This is a genomic window from Thermoanaerobacterium butyriciformans, assembly GCF_017874545.1.
Taxonomy (GTDB): Bacteria; Bacillota; Thermoanaerobacteria; order Thermoanaerobacterales; family Thermoanaerobacteraceae; genus Thermoanaerobacterium; species Thermoanaerobacterium butyriciformans.
The window spans coordinates 12,063-29,739 of sequence record NZ_JAGGLT010000005.1; the positions used below are offsets into that span (position 1 = coordinate 12,063).

Sequence of the window (17,677 nt, forward strand, 5' to 3'; positions counted from 1 at the left end):
ATCTCCTCCTTATACCAATAAAATTAAAATTACCAAAAAGACCAAAATTCCTTCTAAAAAAATATTAGCACTAATATCATATTAAATCAATACCATTTTAGAACTTTTTTTATACATCAAGACAGCTTCCACCAATAAATTCTTTTATCAAAGAATTTGGAGGTATTGATGATTCATCTTCCAAATTCACAAAATAACTCAATATCTCTAAAAGCTCCTGTGCAATTGAAAAAGCCTTACTATCTTTATTTATCTCTCTTAAAAGTGGCTCAGCGTACTTTTTTATAACAGGCAATTCATAAGGAAGCGAAGAATTAAACATGATATCTGCATCTTCCTGGTATGGGAAAATATAGTTTTCCTCACCTTTCCTTACAGAAGGCCACATAAGAATTGTCTCCTCGGCATCGCTGGAGCGGAACTGATTATCTCTCACAATCCTTCTTAAAAGCCGAGTCTCAGTAGTAGATATTCTGTTATGTTCATCAAGATTTAGCTGCGTCAAGGCGCTTATGTATATCCTGTACTTGCTGTCTTTTGGTATATCTTTTGTAAGCTTTTCGTTTAAACCGTGTATGCCTTCTACGAGGATTATGTGATTTTTGTCAAGTTTAACTTTTTTCCCTATTTTTTCTCTTTCTCCTTTTTTGAAGTTGAAAATCGGAAGCTCTACTTCTTCACCTTGCATAAGCTTTATTATGTGATCGTTAAAAAGCTCTAAATCCAAGGCATCGATCGTTTCAAAATTGTAGTTTCCAAATTCGTCTTTTGGCGTCAATTCTCTCGGCAAAAAATAATTGTCAAGAGATATTGGAAGCGGTTTTAATCCATTTACTCTAAGCTGAACACTTAATCTGTGAACAAATGACGTCTTGCCAGATGAGGAAGGACCTGCAATGAGGACTAACTTTATCATCTTATTTTGATATATGTGATCTGCAATAGTGGCAATCTTCTTTTCATGAAGCGCTTCAGATATTAAAACAAGCTCTCGCCCATTGCCGCTTTTAATCATATCGTTTAAAGATGCCACATATCCTATATTAAGTATATTTGCCCATTCCTCAGCTTCTTTAAATACAGATGCTAACTTAGGAACATCTTCAAATACAGGAAGCACATCTGGTCTTTTTGGTTCAGGAAATAAAAGTATAACTCCCGGAAAGTAAAGTATAAGATCGTATAGCTTCAAATATCCTGTAGATGGGACACATGGACTGTAGAAAAAGTCTACAACATCTTCGCAAAAATAAACAGGGATTTTTTCTTTATCACTGTACTTAAAAAGACTTACTTTTTCTTCCAAACCTTCTTTCGAGAATAGATTTATAGCACTTTCTTTGTCTAAATACTTTTTTATTATGGGATAATCTGCATCTATTATCTCTCTCATCCTATGCTTTATGTCATGAACTATTTTATTGTTTACAGTAGAACCGTGAATCTCACAGTACAAACCTTTACCTAAAGAGTGCTCAATGGTAACCTTTGAATCAGGCAAGATGTCCTTTACCGCCTTAATCAATACAAATGTGAGGCTTCTTCTGTATACCATCATCCCTTCTTCTGTCGACATGTCAACAAATTGTATCTCACAATCTCTGTCCACCCTTGTAGACAGGTCAACCATGAGATTATCAACTTTTGCCGCAACTATCTTATACTTATGGTTGTCTTTAAACTGCTCTGATATTTCTTCCAATGTCACATGATCTGGAAAAGTGCAGACAGTACCTTCTACTTTTAGATTCATAAAATCACCTCACTTTAAATTATATTACAAATGAAGATCTTTTTAAATCTGTGTATAAAAAAAACCGGCAATTGCCAGTTTTTTTTACATCCAATCTATCCCGCGAAGCCGTTCGGCTATGTTTTCAAGCCCGCTTCTAAAGTGGGTATCCTGTCAATTACTTCTGAAGTCCCATCAATGTGGGCTTTTCATACGCAATTGAACCCAAATTCCCGTTGTCATGGTGTTGGTTGAAAACAAATTCACCGTAACTAAACTTCTCAGGACCTTTATTATGGTTTTAGTATATACCTAAATGCTTTTCATTGCAATAGTAGACTACTGGAAAAGTTTAAAAAGACACAAACTTCGTTTTTTCTGCTCCACAGACGGGACACTTCTCAGGTATAGGTCCTACTGTCGTATAGCCACAAACACTGCAAATATGTACTTCATTAAATCCTACGTCTTTTCCCATGTCCACTGACAGCTTGGCTTCTTTGAAAAGATCAGCGTGAATTTTTTCAGCTTCTCTTGCCCATGTAAATGACTTTAGAGCTTCCTGTTCTTGTTGAAATTCTGCTGTAGCGATGTAAGTTGCGTACATTTCGTTTACCTCAAAAAGCTCTCCGCTTATGGCTTTACCTAAATTGTTAGACGTATTTCCTATGCCGAATCCAGCCATTGATGGAACTAAAAAATCTCCTTCAATATCTCTATGTGCTTTAAAATGATTTCCTGCATGAACTTCCTCTGCATACGCTATGGCATTAAAAAGTTTTGATACGTTTTTAAAGCCCTCTTGCATGGCAATTTTACCCCACGATTTGTACCTTTGATATGCCATGCTTTCCCCACCAAATGCAGAGCGCAGATTAGCTGCTGTCATATTATTTTTCATAAATACACCCTCTCTTTTTTTAATTACTTTTTCTATATTTTCTATCAAATTCTTTATTTTATACAATCTTATGTCTAACAGTATATCATTATCTATATGAACTTATATGTATTTCTTTCATAAATTGTATTGGGGGTAATTTTATGATTAATATAAAAAGTATATTAAATATGGCAAAAAAATTATTTAAAAGAAGCAGAGGATATGACAAAATAACATTAAGATTGTACGGCCTTGATGTAGAGGTAGAAAGGAAGACAAACATAGATGTGCCACATGAAGTCACAGTAGTTGTACCAAGAGTGGAGTTTAGAAAAAAAATAAAAGACGGTGAAGAAGACATAGAAATAATCATGAACAGCATCACTGTTGTTCATTCACCACGCCACAAAGAGCTTGGTACATCTTCTCAACCGCCAAACATCCCTAAAAGGATCAACCGTGAATAAGAGCCGGAAGACATCTTACGCAAACTTGCTTTATCTCTCCTTTGTATTTATACGTCAAAATTGGCGCATCATCATCGCTGTTGCCACAATATGAACATCTATCTTTGTCAATTGTAGCCTTGTGCTTCAACGCAGCTTCTTCGTTAAAAGGCATTGCTTCCCTTTCTTCAATAGACAAAGCACCTGTTGGACACACATTCAAACATACACCTGCGCCATCGCAAAGCTCCTCGCTTATGACTTTGGCTTTCCCATTCACTAAAACTATTGCGCTTTCAACACATGGTGAAATACAAAGGCCACATCCATTGCACTTCTCTTCATCGATCTTTACTATCTTCCTTTTAACCATTTAATAACCTCCATTCATTTTCGTCCAATATATACTATACAACAAAAACAGCGCAAAGTTTGTGACAAATATCACAGATTTTGAATTAATCCTCTATAGAATCTAATACAGAATCTAAAAAATGTAAATTTATCTTGCCGTTAACTATCTTATAAGATTTATAGCTATTTATGTTATTATACCAATTAAAAAAGAGCAAATGGTAAGTTTTTGTGGTGTCTACGGCAACATCAATATACTTATCATTGGTTACACTTATTCCAATTCTCTCATCTTTTTTATTAGTATAAAACACAATATCGTAAGAATAATTATTTCCACTAGTATATTTGCCATTATATTGCACAAGTTTAAATTGCTTTAAATACGATATCAAGTCATTTATTGTCTTTGCATCATTGGTACTTTTTATTGTGCTATCCTTAGTATTGTCAGTATTTTTAGCCAACATAACCGAAACGATTTTTGAATTGTGGAAGTTACTTAAAACCAGCGAATTAAACGACCCTATTCGAAAATAGTCTAAGTAAAAATGAATTGCAAGAAGTATACAGAGAAAAAATGTTACAGCATACCTAATCTTTGGTCTTTTAAATTCTGGATGTTTTGAAGAAACAATCAAATATATTATCACTATTGCAACTATCAATATGATAAGCAACTAAATCGACCCCCTTTAGGTTTAGATTATTCGTAACTAATTGGTTTGTTGATTTCTAGGCATTCATTAACTATCTTAATGCATCCTGCCACTCCTTTGGCAAAGGATAGCTTTTAATAAATGCTTGACCATGATATACCGGAATTACACCAGCTTCAACAGCAGGCTTTAAAGGGACATGCTGTGCGATTATTACAGAACCTGGCGGTATATCCCCAAACATCGCTATAGAAGGCCAATACCTTCCATCATGAGGTAAATATAAAAAGACAACGCCTTGCAATGTTATATACAAAAATTTATCGTTGGCTCCATTGTTTATGGATTTAGGATCGGTTTTGTCTGTTTCAGTGTAGATGTATTTTTGCCATTCTTTAGGCATTTTCCATGAAGTAAATGAATTTGATTTTGTGCTCTGCCAAACATGTCCGTAAATATCGGAACCTACAACTGGTATTTGTGACACATCAAAAGTTGTGTTTGTTTTCAGTTGTTTTAAAATTTCTTTTTGTGATATTGGATTTTCCATATCGACACTTTGTAGATTTTCAGATGTTACTACACTGCTATTGCTGTCATAAATGCTTGTATGTCTTGTTAACATTTGAGATAGCAGTATACCAACTATTATTCCTATTGCAAATATCATTACATTTTTTACCTTCATACAAGACTCCCTCTTTATCTTTATTTTTAAACCTGATTAATATGTGAAATTAAACACTTTGTTTTTATCCAGTGAAATAACACTGATTTTGTTTTTCCCCCATTTTATCATTGAATTTTGCATTGATATATCTTTCTCCGAGATTTCGCCTACCGTATTTATCTTATGAGTTTTTATTTCATAAAGTTTTAAAAAATGACTTCCGTTTGGACCATTTATTTCTGCTGACGGCAAAAAAGCAAACTCATCTTCATTATTGGGATTAAATGAAATTCTCATCATGCTTTCTTTTTTTGATTCATCATACCATAATATACTGCCTTTATTTGTGTCAGTATCGACAATGACACTAATTGGAACGTCTTGAGAAAACTCTAAAATGATGTATTTCCCTGACGGAGAAGCAGTCATATAATAAATGCCATTAAACAAATCGTACTTCAACGCGTATTGGGTTAAATCTATAGTCTTTACGACATTATCCTTTGCATAGCTAAGCTTTATATAACTTTTATCACCATCATAGCTTTCTTTTAAATCACCATTTTCAACAAATAAGAATTGATTCACCCAAGCAGATACGTGATTACCATTATATGTAATAAGCTGTGGAACATGTTGGTTAATATGTGGTGCATCTATATTTTCGCTATCATTTTTTACAGTATTTGAAATTTGAGCCTTTTGCAATTTGCTGCTGTTATCTTCACTCGTTTTGTTTCCGCATCCATTTAAAAATATCATCAAAACCAACAAAGCGATAAAAAATCTTTTCATGTAATCTTCCTCCCTAAAATCTTTAACAAAATTATACATCCAATTGATATGTTAAATATTACATAAGCTGCTAATCGATTAATCCCTTACCTGTATCTGTCCAACGCCATTCTGCAAATATACGCTCTGATAGAGGATTAAAAATATCTGCGGATTCAGTAGTAGAATGTGTAAGTACATAAAAATATCTTTTATTGTAGTATCCTAAAGCAATAGTTCCGTAGATTCCATTATATTGAAGTATTGCCCATTTACGTATGTTTTGATTTTCGTTGAGATTATATTTGTTTGAAAGATTTTTTATTAATTCTATTGCAGCATTTTTTTCTGTATTTTTAGGATAGTAAAAAATTTGAACATAATTATAATCGTGTAAAACTTGTCCGTCTTTTGATGTTTCATAAATTCGAATAGTAATACTGCCATCACTTGAATTACTCAATTGAGTTTTCATAGTCTCCGGAATGTATGTTAAAAAACCTGGTGATAATTTTGAACAATCTAAAAGTTTATAAGATACTTTATACTCTATTCCTTCCTCTTTAATTATTTCTTGTTTGATTGATGGCATTTTATTCAAATTTGTTTCTGTTGCAGTAGTTGCAGTAGTATCGCTAATTATTTTGGTATGTTTATTTGGATTTATATTATTGTTTTTAACATTACTTCCACACCCACTTAAAAATATTGTCAAAACCAACAAAGCAATAAAAAATCTTTTCATGTAATCTTCCTCCCACTTGAAACTTTTAACAATATTATGTGGCAAAAGGCAGGGCAACCTGCCTTTACTTCCATATAATATATTTCTCGCTAAATGATTTTATATCTTCGGGATTTAATTTATTGACAACTGAATATTTGCCATTTTTTAAATCAATAGTACATAGTTCAAAATCACTATTCTTTTCGCCTATAAAAGCAATGCGATCACCATCGTTGTTCCAAAAAATTTTCGCAACATTAATATAAGGAACATGAAAATTTTTATAAACATTATTTTCAGCATCGTACAAATATACTCCACCTTTACCTATTGTGCCGGATGTAAAAGCTAATTTAATTTTACAAATATATGTTTATTTTCATCATACGCGTATACATTTGTTGACCACGTGTTCCCACCATCATTTGTCACATAAGTCACAGTGTGATTTTCAGAATTGCCATTATTTGACATATAAAAATCGACATCTAATGTCCCATTTTTATCATCTTTAAATACAGGTACTGTAGCCGACAAGATACAATACTTTTCATAGCCTTGTGGTATAGGAACTGAAACTTTACTCCACGTATTGCCACCATCAACTGTTCTATACAGGATCACATCCGCTGATACCGGATTTGATACACCTATCCATCCATTATCTGTACCATAAAATATCATATCAGTTGATGTTCCTACAATTGGCAAGCCCGAATAAGAATCTGATGAAGTAACATTTACTTTTTGCCATGTCTTGCCTCCATCATTTGTTTTGAGTAAATACTTAATTTGCTGTCCCGCTGCTGCATCAGATACAGCCAAAAGCCATCCTGTACTTTGCGTTACAAATTGAATTTTCGAGATGCTTTGTGACAATTGCTGTAGCAGTTTATAACTTAGTTTGTTCCACGTTTTGCCTCCGTCTGTTGTCTTAATCACATACAACGTCATATCGCTATTATTTATCCATGAAATCCAACCATCATTAGAGTCTAAAAAATATGGGACAACATTTTCTACATAGACGTCACTATATGCATCTTTTGGAAGAATGTTTATAGGTAAATTTATTTCAGTCCATGAATTACCTCTATCTGTTGACTTGAAAATCTGTAGATTATCTAATGTTTTATGATTGTCTTTAAAAGACCATTTCCACATAATATCAGATTCATTTGCTTTTGAAGAGCTCTTAGACATTGTATTTGGGCTAATTGTAGTGTTCTGTTTTCCACCAATTCCACATCCAGTTAAAAATAAAGCTAAAACCAATAAACCGACTAAAAATCTTTTCATATTCACATCCTCCCCAAAATCTTTAACATTATTATACATCTAATTGAACTGTAAAATATTACATAAACATTAAAAATGATTAAGAAAAAATTAAATTTTTATTGGTATCTACATTGCTCAAATACATAATAATTTTTCATGCTTTGTTTATACACTAAATATGTTAAAATACTTATGAGGTGTTTTAAATGGAATCACAAGTATGCAATATATGTCCAAGAAATTGCAATATTGATCGCAGTACAAAAGTAGGCTTTTGCGGCATGTCAAGTGAAATACATGTGGCAAAAGCATATCTTCATGAATGGGAAGAGCCTTGCATAAGCGGCAGCAGAGGGTCTGGAACAGTATTTTTCACAGGATGCAATTTAAGATGTGTATTTTGCCAAAACTACAAAATCAGCCAAGAAAATTTTGGAGTAAGTATTTCACCAGAAAAACTGGTAGATATTTTTATAAATTTAGAAAAAACAGGTGCACACAACATCAATCTCGTGACACCTACAATATTTGTTCCAAAAATAAAAGAAGCTATAATCATAGCGAGAAATAATGGGCTTAGCATACCTATCGTTTACAACTCAAATGCTTACGAGAGTGTAGAATCTCTAAGATCTTTAGAAGGGCTCATAGATATATACTTGCCTGACCTAAAATATTACAGTGATGAAGTGGCTGTAAAATACTCTAATGCACCACATTATTTTGAGTACGCTACAAAGGCGATTTTAGAAATGTATCGTCAAGTAGGTAATCCCGTCTTTGACAGTGACGGCATAATGAAAAAGGGAATAATTATACGCCATTTAATATTGCCAGGGAAATTAGATGAGACAAAAAGGATACTGAAGTGGATAAAGGATAATCTGTCTAACGAAGTGTATGTAAGCCTTATGGGACAATATACACCATTTTACAATGCAAATAAATACCAAGAGTTAAATAGAAGAATAAGCAACAGAGAATATGAAGAAGCGATAGAATATTTCTTTGAAATAGGTTTGGAAAATGGATTTGTCCAAGATGATGAAAGTGCATCAGAAAGCTTCATCCCTGATTTTGACTTAGAAGGCATTCTTTAAAACAGCCTTCATGTCATCTGGAATTGGCGAATAGAGAGAGATGCACTTTCCAATAAAAGGCTGCTTAAATGTGAGTCTATAAGCGTGAAGTGCCTGCCTTTTTATATAAGAAGTATCCGAGCCATATAGCGTATCACCAATTATGGGATGCCCTATATGGCTTAAGTGAACTCTTATCTGATGAGTCCTGCCTGTCTTTAATTCTAACTTTACAAGGCTTAACTTTTCTCCTCTTTTTAGCAAGCGAAAATGTGTCACTGCTGTATCTCCTTCATCGTCTACCATTCGCTCAATGGTGCTGCCTGGTTTTCTTTTTATAGGCAAATCTATCGTTCCTCTGCCATCCATATCTCCTTCGACTATTGCAATGTACAATTTTTTCATAGGAGATACTATTTGCAGATAATTTTGCATAAAAGGATTTTTGGCAAAAATGATTAAGCCAGATGTATCTCTGTCAAGCCTATTGACAGGCCTTATTGGCGCCTTTATGCTATTTTTCTCATAATACCAGGCAACACCATTTGCCAGTGTGCCATCAGGATGCCCGGCTGTAGGGTGAACAACAATGCCAGCATCTTTATTAACAACTAAAATGTCTTCATCCTCATAGCATATATGTAAATCCATTTTTTCAGGCCTTACTGATGTGTTTTCATCATCCAACAAAAGCTCAACAATATCTCCCTTTTTAATTATTCTGTTTACTATTGATATTTCATTGTTTACTAAAATTCTACCACTATGTTTATATTTTCTTATGAGAGTCGACGAAAAGCCTCTATTTATTAATATCTCTTTAAGAGACAAATTTTCGTCTTCTTTACTTGCGATAATCTTCATCTGCCCACACCAATAACAATTTTTACCATACTCTGCTTAATTTATATGTTCCCTTATTTTTTTCATCTTTAAATATCTTATCCAATACTTCTGTGTCATAATATTTGGCACCACATTTCTGGCAAACATATGTTGGAACATCTTTGTAAACTATAACCTTTTTCCCCTTTGTTAACTCATAATCTGCAAGTTCTATCTCTACATCTCCCCCACAGAAGCATCGTTTTAGCATTATTGACCTCCTTCGCATTAGATGATGAAGTAACTATTCTTTATATCGTAAATTCGACAAAAAAATTTAATATACAACAAAGTTATTATACCACTGATTACAGAAATATGGAATATTTTCTTTCTTTCAAAATATCGCCCGTAACAAAAATACTTTTTTATCATAGTATGTTACTGTAGCTGTTCCCATTAATTTAAAAAGGGGGTATTATAATGGCTGGAACTGACTGCAAGAAAAAGCCAAGAGATGACGATTTTTGGGTTTGGGTAATATTAATAATTATCATAATACTACTTTTAGTTCCAGGTGTATTTGTCCTTGATAAGCAAGAACCTACAGTATAAAATCAAAAAGCGTTGGTATGTTTGCCAACGCCTTTTTTTAGCTTACAAAACATTTTTAATAAATTGACCATCTTTATAGAAAAGCTCACCATCGGCGTATATTTCTCCACCTTGCCTCATGTCACAAAGCATATCCCAATGAATAGCAGAACGATTTTTGCCACCCGCTTCAGGCATGGAGTCTCCCAGCGCCATATGTACTGTGCCTCCTATTTTCTCATCAAAAAGCATATTTCTCGTAAATTTTTGTATGCCATAATTGGTGCCTATGGCTACTTCTCCAAAACGCTTAGCGCCATCATCTGTATCCATCAAAGCGTGCAATAAATCTTCGCCTTTTTCTGCCGTGGCTTTTACGACAAGTCCATTCTCCACTTCCAGGTAAATCCCTTCTATGCTTTTACCCATGTATATTCCTGGGAAGCTGAAAGTAATGTGCCCATTTATTTTATTTTCCACAGGCGATGTAAAAATCTCCCCATCAGGAAAGTTCTCTGTGCCGCTGCAGTTTATCCACTTTCTGCCTGAGGTATTAACATAGATGTCAGTTCCCTCTGATACAATGTGCAATTCTGACTTTTTATCTAGATAATTAACCCATATATCTTGTTCTTCGCGTATTTTCTGCCACATATAAATTGGGTCATCGCTATCAAGTAAACCTGCACCATAGACAAAGTCTTCGTATTCGCTTAAGCTCATTTCAGCTTCCTGGGCATCTGCTTGAGTAGGATACTGTGTTCCACACCACCTTAAAGAACCATTGCCCATCCTTTCTGAGTAAACCTTTCTCCATGATGAGGCACCTTTTGTTGCTAGCTGCAACTTCAATGGATCTACATTTGAATTTGCTTTTGTGTTTTTGTTGGCCCAAGCAGTAAGCCATACATCTGCTTTTTCAAGAGCTACCCTTTGTATATACTTTTCCATGAGAAGCTGTTCATCTGTGGCATTTTTTAAAATAATCTCTGAGACATCAGGAATGTCAACTAGTGTCTCAACGTGTGCCCCTGCCTTCACTGCCTCCCTTACAACTTCATTTATCCACGGTATTGCTATATCACCAGCCTGAACTAAAACAAAGTCTCCATTCTTAACTTTTGTCGAATAATTAACCAGTAGATTTGCAAGTTTTTTTAATCTTGGGTCTGCCATTTACCCACCCCCATAAAATTAGTACTTAACCATATTATTACATACTACAAACAAAAATCCAATACTATTAGCAAATTTTATTGTATTTACATAAACTACAGTACATATTTTTCGTTCCGCTGTAATCCGTAAAGTCCTTCATTCCCAGTAAATATGGTGCATCATTAATAATTTTTTTCATAGTATCAGATACATAAACGCCAGAAATATCTACTTCGATGTATTTGCCCACATCCAAAAGGTACAAAAAAGCTCCTTTTAAGCTTGGAGTGTAACCGCTTATTGATTTTAACTTGTTTAATGCATATGAATAAGCATGTATCTGCGGCTTATAATGGTTTACTATTTCTTCTATTTCATCATCATTTTTTATCTTATTCGTTTTATAATCAAATATATATGCTTCGATTTCACCATCATTCTCATATATATCAATTCTATCGACTACGCCATTTAGATTCAAATTTTCATCTAACGGAACTCTAAATCGATACTCATTTAAACTTTTCAATAATTTCCCCTTTAACACTTTTCTATGTTCTTTTAAGATTTTAAAGTAATTGTCAATGTACTTCTTGATGCCATTATTAGCATCAAAATATTCAATATGATTCTCATGATTAGACATGTTATCCCCAATATTTTCTAATATTCTATGAACAATCGTCCCCTTCTTTAAGGCATCTATATCTGAATCATCATATTCATAAGAATCATCACCTTTCAATTGTTTTTCCATATATTCATCATTTAATGCTGCTATATATTTATAATAGTACAACTTAGGACAGTTTAAATAATCAATGTACGCCGTTATACTTATGTTTCCATGTGGTTTTAAAGGTATTCCAGCAATTAGATTATCATTTTCAATTTTGCCTATTTCTGACTTGTCGTTTGCATTACATATTTTAATATTACTGTCATACATTAACAAATCATTTCCATTAAGCACTGCAATGTCAATATCATCAATGTCCATCGCATACAACAGCTGTTTCATAAATGAATTCAACACTGTTTCATTTTGTAACTCGCTTGTTTTATTTTTTTCTTGACCAATAAAAGCAAGAAACCTTTTTGCTCTAGTAGACGCAACATAGAAAAGCCTTCTGTTCTCTTGATTTTCTCTTTCTAAATATTCATCATATGCAGATTTATACCTACTATTTGACTCTTTGTCAAGTTCACCTTCTTCGTTAACACCTATGCCATATATGTACCCCTCTTCACTTAGCATAAATAGATTATTGCGCCTTATAGAAACACCATCCGTGGCTTTATCCATATCTGGAATAATTACAGCTTCAAATTCAAGCCCTTTTGATGCATGTATTGTTAAGATTTTGACTGCATCACTTTCTTCTGTGTCCAAAAATGCTTCAGAATCCAATCCTGAAAACTCTTTAAATGGGCTTAAATATTCTACCAAATCTCTTGCATTGAATATATCTTTATCCGTAAAATCTTTTATTATTTTCTCCAGCTTTTCTATGTTCCTATATTTTTGATACCCATTTGGCAATGATATTAAAAGTTTTTTATAGTCAACTAAGTCTAAAATCTTTTCAAATATCTCGTATGCTCCATAAATTCCATTTAAATTAGATATCTCCTTTAATATGTTGTAAGCCCTTACTATGATCCAATTATTGCTTCTATTAGAACAAGCAAGCTTTTCTAATGCCTCTAATATGTTGCTTAAGCCATCATCATTATATATACTCATAAGATTGTATACATCATCATCGCTAAAACCGAAAATAGGCGACCTTAAAACTACCAGCAGTGCAATTTTATCTGACATATCAAATACAAGCTTGTAAAGGGAAATTATATCGATAATCTCGCTTTTGTCCCAAAATCCAATTCCACCTATCACACAGTATGGTATGCCATACTTTATCAATGCATTTTCTACACTTTCAAGTCCAGTTCTACTCCTTAAGAGAATTGCTATATCTTCGTACTTATAGCCTTCATCCAAAAGCTTCAAAATTCTTGACGCAATTATACTTCCCTGAAAGTCTCTCTTTGATTCTGATTTTTTAATATCTTTCATTAGAGATTCGTGTAACTCTTCACTTTTACCATCATCCTTCAAAAGCTTCTTAATGCTTTGAAATCTTTCATTTCTTGGATCTGCTATACTTTGCTTATTGTACGTTATAAGTTCAACTTTTGGCCCTTCCTCCGTGTCATTTAGATATTTCAATTCTTCGTATGGCTTAAGCAGATTCTTAAATACTGCATTTACCGTGCATATAATATTTTTTGTACTTCTATAGCAATTGCTTAAGTTTAACACATCACCTTCTTTTTTTATCTTCTCACAAAACTCTTCAAATATCCTGTAGTCTGTCCCTCTAAACCCGTATATTGACTGCTTATAGTCTCCAACAATAAACAGCCTTCCATCTGGAATTACTCCATTTTTTTCTGCAAGCTTCAAAATAATCCTCTTTTGAATTTGATTTATATCCTGAAACTCATCAACAAGTATATATTTATACCTTTCAAAATAGCTATCTCTTATGCTATCATCAGAAAGCAGCTTCAAAGCAGCAACTTCCAAGTCATTAAAATCAAGCAAATTTCTCTCCTTCTTAAATCTATCATACTCCTCGTCAATCTTTCTTATAAGACTTACTGCTAAAAGTTCCATAGCTTTTGCTGATTTATCATATTCTTCTCCTTCGTATAATTTTACATCGTCAATTCTCAGTCCTGTTTCTTTTATGCGGTTCATCAAACTAATAAGTTCAGCCTCAAATTTTCCATTCACAACAATTTTTGAAGGATATTTTTTAAGCATAATTTTTAACAAGTCCTTGTTTACAGGATCATTTAACTCCTCATCGACTATCCATCTTGCTATATTGTGTACTGCCGTATTAGACTCCGCTTCATCTATAATCGTAAACAGCGGGTCAACTCCTGCATCTGCAAAATTATCCCTTATGATCTTTTCACAGAACCCATGAATCGTATCTATATTTGCAAATGATAGTGAGTTTCTAAACTCCATCCACTTCTCTTTTTCCGAATCAACTTTACACATGACTTCAATTTCTTTTCTAATCCTGTCTTTCATTTCTGACGCTGCTTTGCGAGTAAAAGTTATCGCTACAATATTATCAATTTTAATTTCGGGAATATCATTGAGAAGTTTTATATATCTTTTCGTTAAAACTCTCGTCTTACCCGAGCCTGCACCAGCTTTTAATGCTATATTTTTACTTATATCGAGTGCTTTTAATTGTTCTTCGCTTAAATCGTCTGTCAATAATTTATACAACGCTATTCTCGCCTCTTTCCATTGCATACTTGTCATGCCTGCATATTGACTTATATGCACAATTAAACGATGAATTTTCAAAGGGACATTCATCTGGCAAGTTAAAAATACCAGTCTTAATTTTATCTATATTTTCTATTCCCTTTTTCTCAATCCAGTCTATGATTACATTGAAATTATTTTCCCCAACCACATCTCTCGGTCCAGAATTTCCTTTAAAAAGATCTTTCTTGTACAAAGCTAATACTATTCCATTTCTTTTAACCTTTTCTATGCTGTAGTACAGAAGCCCCAAACATTTTGGATATTCTATGTTAAATTCCTCTTTGAGAATATTTTCAACTGCCATATAGTATGTAGGCAATTGAAAATCCAATCCTTCGATGCACTGCCTTATTCCATCTATGCCACCTGATTTATAGTCATAAATCACATACTTACCTGTAAATTTTCCATCTATATTTCGCTCTAAATCAATTCTATCTATCTTGCCATGAAAAATATTTCCACCGTAGTGATCCTTCATTTCAAATTTCTTTTCAAATATTGATGGTATAAGCTCCGCACCCGTCTTATTGTAATAATATAGTCTGTTTGATATATCATCTTTGACTAGCTGAAAAACAACGTTATAGAACTCCTGCTTTATCTTATCAAAGATAATATCATTTTCGATGCCAGTTATTTTCTCAAAAGATTCATCAATTATTTCTCCAAGCCTATCTTCATTGACATCATAAAGATCCAAATTATCCTTGTAGTATTTCATCAATACCTCATGGTAAAGTGAACCAATGCTTTTCTTTGACTCGATGAATTCATCTGACACGTGCAAATTCAACAATGTTTCAATAAAAAACTTAAATGGGCACACAACATAGCTGTTTAAACTAGAAGCACTTAAATGAATATCGTTAAGTTCTTTTAAATTAGCATCTTTCGATATGATGCCCATATAGTTATTTGTTTCGCAATTTACCCTTCTTTTCTTTTCGATTGATGCAGAAAAATTTATGTAAGAATAAGATTTCGTTAAATATAAGTCATTCTCCAAGATATTGGAATATATTGTGTTAGCATCGTCTTGCCTTTTATTCCATTTAGAATCAATCATATACAATAATGCTTCATCTTTACTTGCTGCATCGCATTCAAAAGCAAATCTGTCCTTCATGTATACGATAGGAGCAATTAACCTCTCCTTTGATTTTTCATCAAAAAGATTTTGTAAATCATCTATAAAAGGCGACTTTATCATATTGCATCCATCTTCATCAGTAGTGCGATATGAAACATACACTTCTTTCAATGCGGAAGCTATACATGCATTGAAACGTACCTTTTCTCGCTCGAACTCCCATTTGCGGCTTAACATGTAGATTCCATGCTTTTCTAAATGCTCTTCATCTGAAAAGTTGAATATGGGATTAATTGATTTCGTGCTTGGAAGTACACCTTCATTTACACCTAGGATAAATACGACATCGTACACCTGGCCTCTGGCTAAATCAGGGCTTATTATCCTGACTCCCTCAAAATCTAAATTTCTGATGCTTACATCAAAATTTGACAACATATCCAATATATCATTTTGAAAATTCTCTATGTCATCCATTGACGGTTCTCCATATTGCTTTTTTATTTCCAATTCCTTATTTAAAATCTGCTTAATTGTTTCCAATGCCTTTACATTACTTATAAAATCGCTGCTTCTAATTATTCCCATTTCAAATAATGCTTTTATGTTAAAATCAATTTCTAATAAATCAATGACTTTCAACATGCTTTCAACAAATTCTTTTGTGTCCTTATATGGCACTTCTCTAAAATTTATAAATACATCTACATACCTCTTCAAGAATTCAAATGTGGCATTTAAACTTTCATTATCTTTCATAGCAGTCACAAATTCATCTTCAAAATTATCTTTATCTCTATCAATTCCACTTAATAGATTAATAATTTCACGGCTTCTCTTGCTTATTTCATAAGGAACTAAAAACTTTGACGTCATTATATTAACAAAACTTTCATAATCGTGGTTTAATTTATATGAAATTAAATTATAAATATCATTTGTTATGGGCATAGTAGACAATTTTATTCCTCTATTTATTTTAACAGGTATATTCATTTCATCAAATATATCTATAATTTGCGTCCTGTAATCATCTATATTTTTTATAAATACGGCAATTCTATCGGGATTTATTTTATCAAAGACTATCTTTCTCTTTATGAGCCTTGCGGTTTCTCTTACTTCATGCTCAATTGAGGGACTGTTCATTATCTTTATTGATAAGTCTTCTCCATTTAAAACTGTTTCACCGGAATAAATGTATGTTGCGACTTTTTTTACATCATGATTAACCTCTATCATCTCATAAATATCATTATTTACATTAAACCCTAATTCACAGAGATCTTTTATAATGCCATTCCTGATAAAGCTTTCGTTGAATTCATTTTTAAACGGAATGTTTATGTAAATATCATATCTATTGCTCTTAACCATTTCACCTATCAATTTCATATTTACATAGTCTATATTTATAAATCCATCAACAACAATAAGCCCAACATTATTAAAGTAATTGGTGTTTTGAAACAATTCAACAGCTTTAATTGATATATCATCTACATCTATCAATTTCCTCTTAATCTTATATTTTTCATAGGATTCATAAAAATAAGCTAAATTCTTTAACTTATCCTTAAGCGTAGGTTTATCAATAGAATCTGCAATACTTTTAAACTCATTAGGATCTATCATTTTCCTTTTAATCACTTTTATGAAGCTTAAAACAGACTTTACAAATCCAGCCTTACCTTTGACTTTCTCATAATATGCATTGCCACAAGTCTTATGAAAAATGTTTCTTAAAATCTCCCGCATTTCATAAGATGAGATTAAAGTATAATCTTTTATAAAGTCGCCGCATATCAGCTTTTCCAAGTCTTCAAATCCAAATATATCCGTATCAGTTATGCCACCATTGTATGTAATAAATTTATCTCTTACATCAAACATAGCCTCACGGGAAGGTAGCACATACACAACTCTTTTTCCACTTTTGATTACATCTATTGACTTCATAATAAGTATATCCCGAGTCTTACTGTAAAACGGTGCATAAAATATCTCCTTCAACATATCAGCCCCCAACAAATCAGATTAC

Annotated in this window: 17 protein-coding genes and 1 other RNA gene; 3 read left to right on the plus strand and 15 right to left on the minus strand. The window is 32.9% G+C overall.

The window, feature by feature from the left end:
- Positions 1-109: 109 nt before the first annotated feature.
- The 3 genes from J2Z80_RS02915 to J2Z80_RS02925 form a co-directional block, all read right to left on the minus strand.
- A complete protein-coding gene (locus tag J2Z80_RS02915; protein ID WP_209453054.1) occupies positions 110-1,753 on the minus strand; it encodes a nucleoside kinase in 1,644 nt (547 codons plus the stop codon).
- Between the two features lie 93 nt (positions 1,754-1,846).
- Positions 1,847-2,023, minus strand: a non-coding RNA gene (ssrS, locus tag J2Z80_RS02920) — 6S RNA.
- Positions 2,024-2,084: 61 nt separating this feature from the next.
- Complete coding sequence (locus J2Z80_RS02925) at positions 2,085-2,633, minus strand: rubrerythrin family protein (RefSeq protein ID WP_013787581.1); 549 nt, start codon at positions 2,631-2,633, stop codon at positions 2,085-2,087.
- Positions 2,634-2,776: 143 nt separating this feature from the next.
- On the opposite strand from J2Z80_RS02925, the gene J2Z80_RS02930 reads away from it, so the two are divergent.
- Positions 2,777-3,082 (plus strand): hypothetical protein, encoded by a 306-nt coding sequence (locus J2Z80_RS02930; RefSeq protein ID WP_209453055.1) that lies wholly within the window; start codon positions 2,777-2,779, stop codon positions 3,080-3,082.
- Here the strand turns inward: J2Z80_RS02930 and J2Z80_RS02935 are convergent.
- From J2Z80_RS02935 to J2Z80_RS02965, 7 genes are all read right to left on the minus strand, one after another.
- On the minus strand, positions 3,069-3,434 hold the full coding sequence (locus J2Z80_RS02935) for an ATP-binding protein (RefSeq protein ID WP_013787579.1): 366 nt from the start codon (positions 3,432-3,434) through the stop codon (positions 3,069-3,071). The genes J2Z80_RS02930 and J2Z80_RS02935 overlap by 14 nt on opposite strands.
- Before the next feature lie 85 nt (positions 3,435-3,519).
- Positions 3,520-4,095: a hypothetical protein gene (locus J2Z80_RS02940; RefSeq protein WP_209453056.1), complete on the minus strand. Its 576-nt coding sequence runs from the start codon at positions 4,093-4,095 to the stop codon at positions 3,520-3,522.
- A gap of 70 nt (positions 4,096-4,165) precedes the next feature.
- A complete protein-coding gene (locus tag J2Z80_RS02945; protein ID WP_209453057.1) occupies positions 4,166-4,762 on the minus strand; it encodes a hypothetical protein in 597 nt (198 codons plus the stop codon).
- Between the two features lie 36 nt (positions 4,763-4,798).
- Complete coding sequence (locus J2Z80_RS02950) at positions 4,799-5,539, minus strand: hypothetical protein (RefSeq protein ID WP_209453058.1); 741 nt, start codon at positions 5,537-5,539, stop codon at positions 4,799-4,801.
- 70 nt (positions 5,540-5,609) lie between these two features.
- Positions 5,610-6,263: a hypothetical protein gene (locus J2Z80_RS02955; RefSeq protein ID WP_209453059.1), complete on the minus strand. Its 654-nt coding sequence runs from the start codon at positions 6,261-6,263 to the stop codon at positions 5,610-5,612.
- 64 nt (positions 6,264-6,327) lie between these two features.
- Complete coding sequence (locus J2Z80_RS02960; protein WP_209453060.1) at positions 6,328-6,555, minus strand: TolB-like translocation protein; 228 nt, start codon at positions 6,553-6,555, stop codon at positions 6,328-6,330.
- A gap of 38 nt (positions 6,556-6,593) precedes the next feature.
- Positions 6,594-7,544, minus strand: a complete 951-nt coding sequence (locus tag J2Z80_RS02965; protein WP_209453061.1) for a WD40/YVTN/BNR-like repeat-containing protein — start codon at positions 7,542-7,544, stop codon at positions 6,594-6,596.
- A 188-nt stretch (positions 7,545-7,732) separates the two neighbouring features.
- Between J2Z80_RS02965 and J2Z80_RS02970 the strand changes: the two genes are divergently transcribed.
- Complete coding sequence (locus J2Z80_RS02970; protein WP_209453062.1) at positions 7,733-8,626, plus strand: radical SAM protein; 894 nt, start codon at positions 7,733-7,735, stop codon at positions 8,624-8,626.
- On the opposite strand, the gene J2Z80_RS02975 is transcribed toward J2Z80_RS02970, so the two are convergent.
- Together J2Z80_RS02975 and J2Z80_RS02980 are read right to left on the minus strand one after the other, a co-directional pair.
- Positions 8,609-9,469, minus strand: coding sequence for an RluA family pseudouridine synthase (locus J2Z80_RS02975; protein WP_209453063.1), 861 nt, complete (start codon positions 9,467-9,469; stop codon positions 8,609-8,611). The two genes, J2Z80_RS02970 and J2Z80_RS02975, sit on opposite strands and share 18 nt — an antisense overlap.
- 22 nt (positions 9,470-9,491) lie before the next feature.
- Entirely contained in the window at positions 9,492-9,701 is a 210-nt protein-coding gene (locus J2Z80_RS02980) for a YgiT-type zinc finger protein (RefSeq protein WP_209453064.1), read from the minus strand.
- A gap of 212 nt (positions 9,702-9,913) precedes the next feature.
- Here J2Z80_RS02980 and J2Z80_RS15120 point away from each other — a divergent pair, with 212 nt between their 5' ends.
- A complete protein-coding gene (locus tag J2Z80_RS15120) occupies positions 9,914-10,045 on the plus strand; it encodes a hypothetical protein (RefSeq protein ID WP_280953163.1) in 132 nt (43 codons plus the stop codon).
- Positions 10,046-10,087: 42 nt separating this feature from the next.
- Here the strand turns inward: J2Z80_RS15120 and J2Z80_RS02985 are convergent, their stop codons facing one another.
- The 3 genes from J2Z80_RS02985 to J2Z80_RS02995 form a co-directional block, all read right to left on the minus strand.
- Complete coding sequence (locus J2Z80_RS02985; RefSeq protein WP_209453065.1) at positions 10,088-11,200, minus strand: aminopeptidase; 1,113 nt, start codon at positions 11,198-11,200, stop codon at positions 10,088-10,090.
- 67 nt (positions 11,201-11,267) lie between these two features.
- Positions 11,268-14,534 carry a UvrD-helicase domain-containing protein gene (locus J2Z80_RS02990; protein ID WP_245301116.1) on the minus strand — a complete coding sequence of 1,089 codons (3,267 nt, stop codon included), beginning with the start codon at positions 14,532-14,534 and terminating at the stop codon, positions 11,268-11,270.
- Entirely contained in the window at positions 14,491-17,652 is a 3,162-nt protein-coding gene (locus J2Z80_RS02995) for a PD-(D/E)XK nuclease family protein (RefSeq protein ID WP_209453066.1), read from the minus strand. The genes J2Z80_RS02990 and J2Z80_RS02995 overlap by 44 nt, the downstream gene beginning before the upstream one ends.
- Positions 17,653-17,677: the final 25 nt, after the last annotated feature.

Bases quoted from the DNA above. Each gene is read 5' to 3' on its own strand.
- J2Z80_RS02915 (WP_209453054.1), bottom strand. From the start codon at position 1,753: ATGAATCTAAAAGTAGAAGGTACTGTCTGCACTTTTCCAGATCATGTG.
- J2Z80_RS02925 (WP_013787581.1), bottom strand. From the start codon at position 2,633: ATGAAAAATAATATGACAGCAGCTAATCTGCGCTCTGCATTTGGTGGG.
- J2Z80_RS02930 (WP_209453055.1), top strand. From the start codon at position 2,777: ATGATTAATATAAAAAGTATATTAAATATGGCAAAAAAATTATTTAAA.
- J2Z80_RS02935 (WP_013787579.1), bottom strand. From the start codon at position 3,434: ATGGTTAAAAGGAAGATAGTAAAGATCGATGAAGAGAAGTGCAATGGA.
- J2Z80_RS02945 (WP_209453057.1), bottom strand. From the start codon at position 4,762: ATGAAGGTAAAAAATGTAATGATATTTGCAATAGGAATAATAGTTGGT.
- J2Z80_RS02950 (WP_209453058.1), bottom strand. From the start codon at position 5,539: ATGAAAAGATTTTTTATCGCTTTGTTGGTTTTGATGATATTTTTAAAT.
- J2Z80_RS02955 (WP_209453059.1), bottom strand. From the start codon at position 6,263: ATGAAAAGATTTTTTATTGCTTTGTTGGTTTTGACAATATTTTTAAGT.
- J2Z80_RS02965 (WP_209453061.1), bottom strand. From the start codon at position 7,544: ATGAAAAGATTTTTAGTCGGTTTATTGGTTTTAGCTTTATTTTTAACT.
- J2Z80_RS02970 (WP_209453062.1), top strand. From the start codon at position 7,733: ATGGAATCACAAGTATGCAATATATGTCCAAGAAATTGCAATATTGAT.
- J2Z80_RS02975 (WP_209453063.1), bottom strand. From the start codon at position 9,469: ATGAAGATTATCGCAAGTAAAGAAGACGAAAATTTGTCTCTTAAAGAG.
- J2Z80_RS02980 (WP_209453064.1), bottom strand. From the start codon at position 9,701: ATGCTAAAACGATGCTTCTGTGGGGGAGATGTAGAGATAGAACTTGCA.
- J2Z80_RS15120 (WP_280953163.1), top strand. From the start codon at position 9,914: ATGGCTGGAACTGACTGCAAGAAAAAGCCAAGAGATGACGATTTTTGG.
- J2Z80_RS02985 (WP_209453065.1), bottom strand. From the start codon at position 11,200: ATGGCAGACCCAAGATTAAAAAAACTTGCAAATCTACTGGTTAATTAT.
- J2Z80_RS02990 (WP_245301116.1), bottom strand. From the start codon at position 14,534: ATGACAAGTATGCAATGGAAAGAGGCGAGAATAGCGTTGTATAAATTA.
- J2Z80_RS02995 (WP_209453066.1), bottom strand. From the start codon at position 17,652: ATGTTGAAGGAGATATTTTATGCACCGTTTTACAGTAAGACTCGGGAT.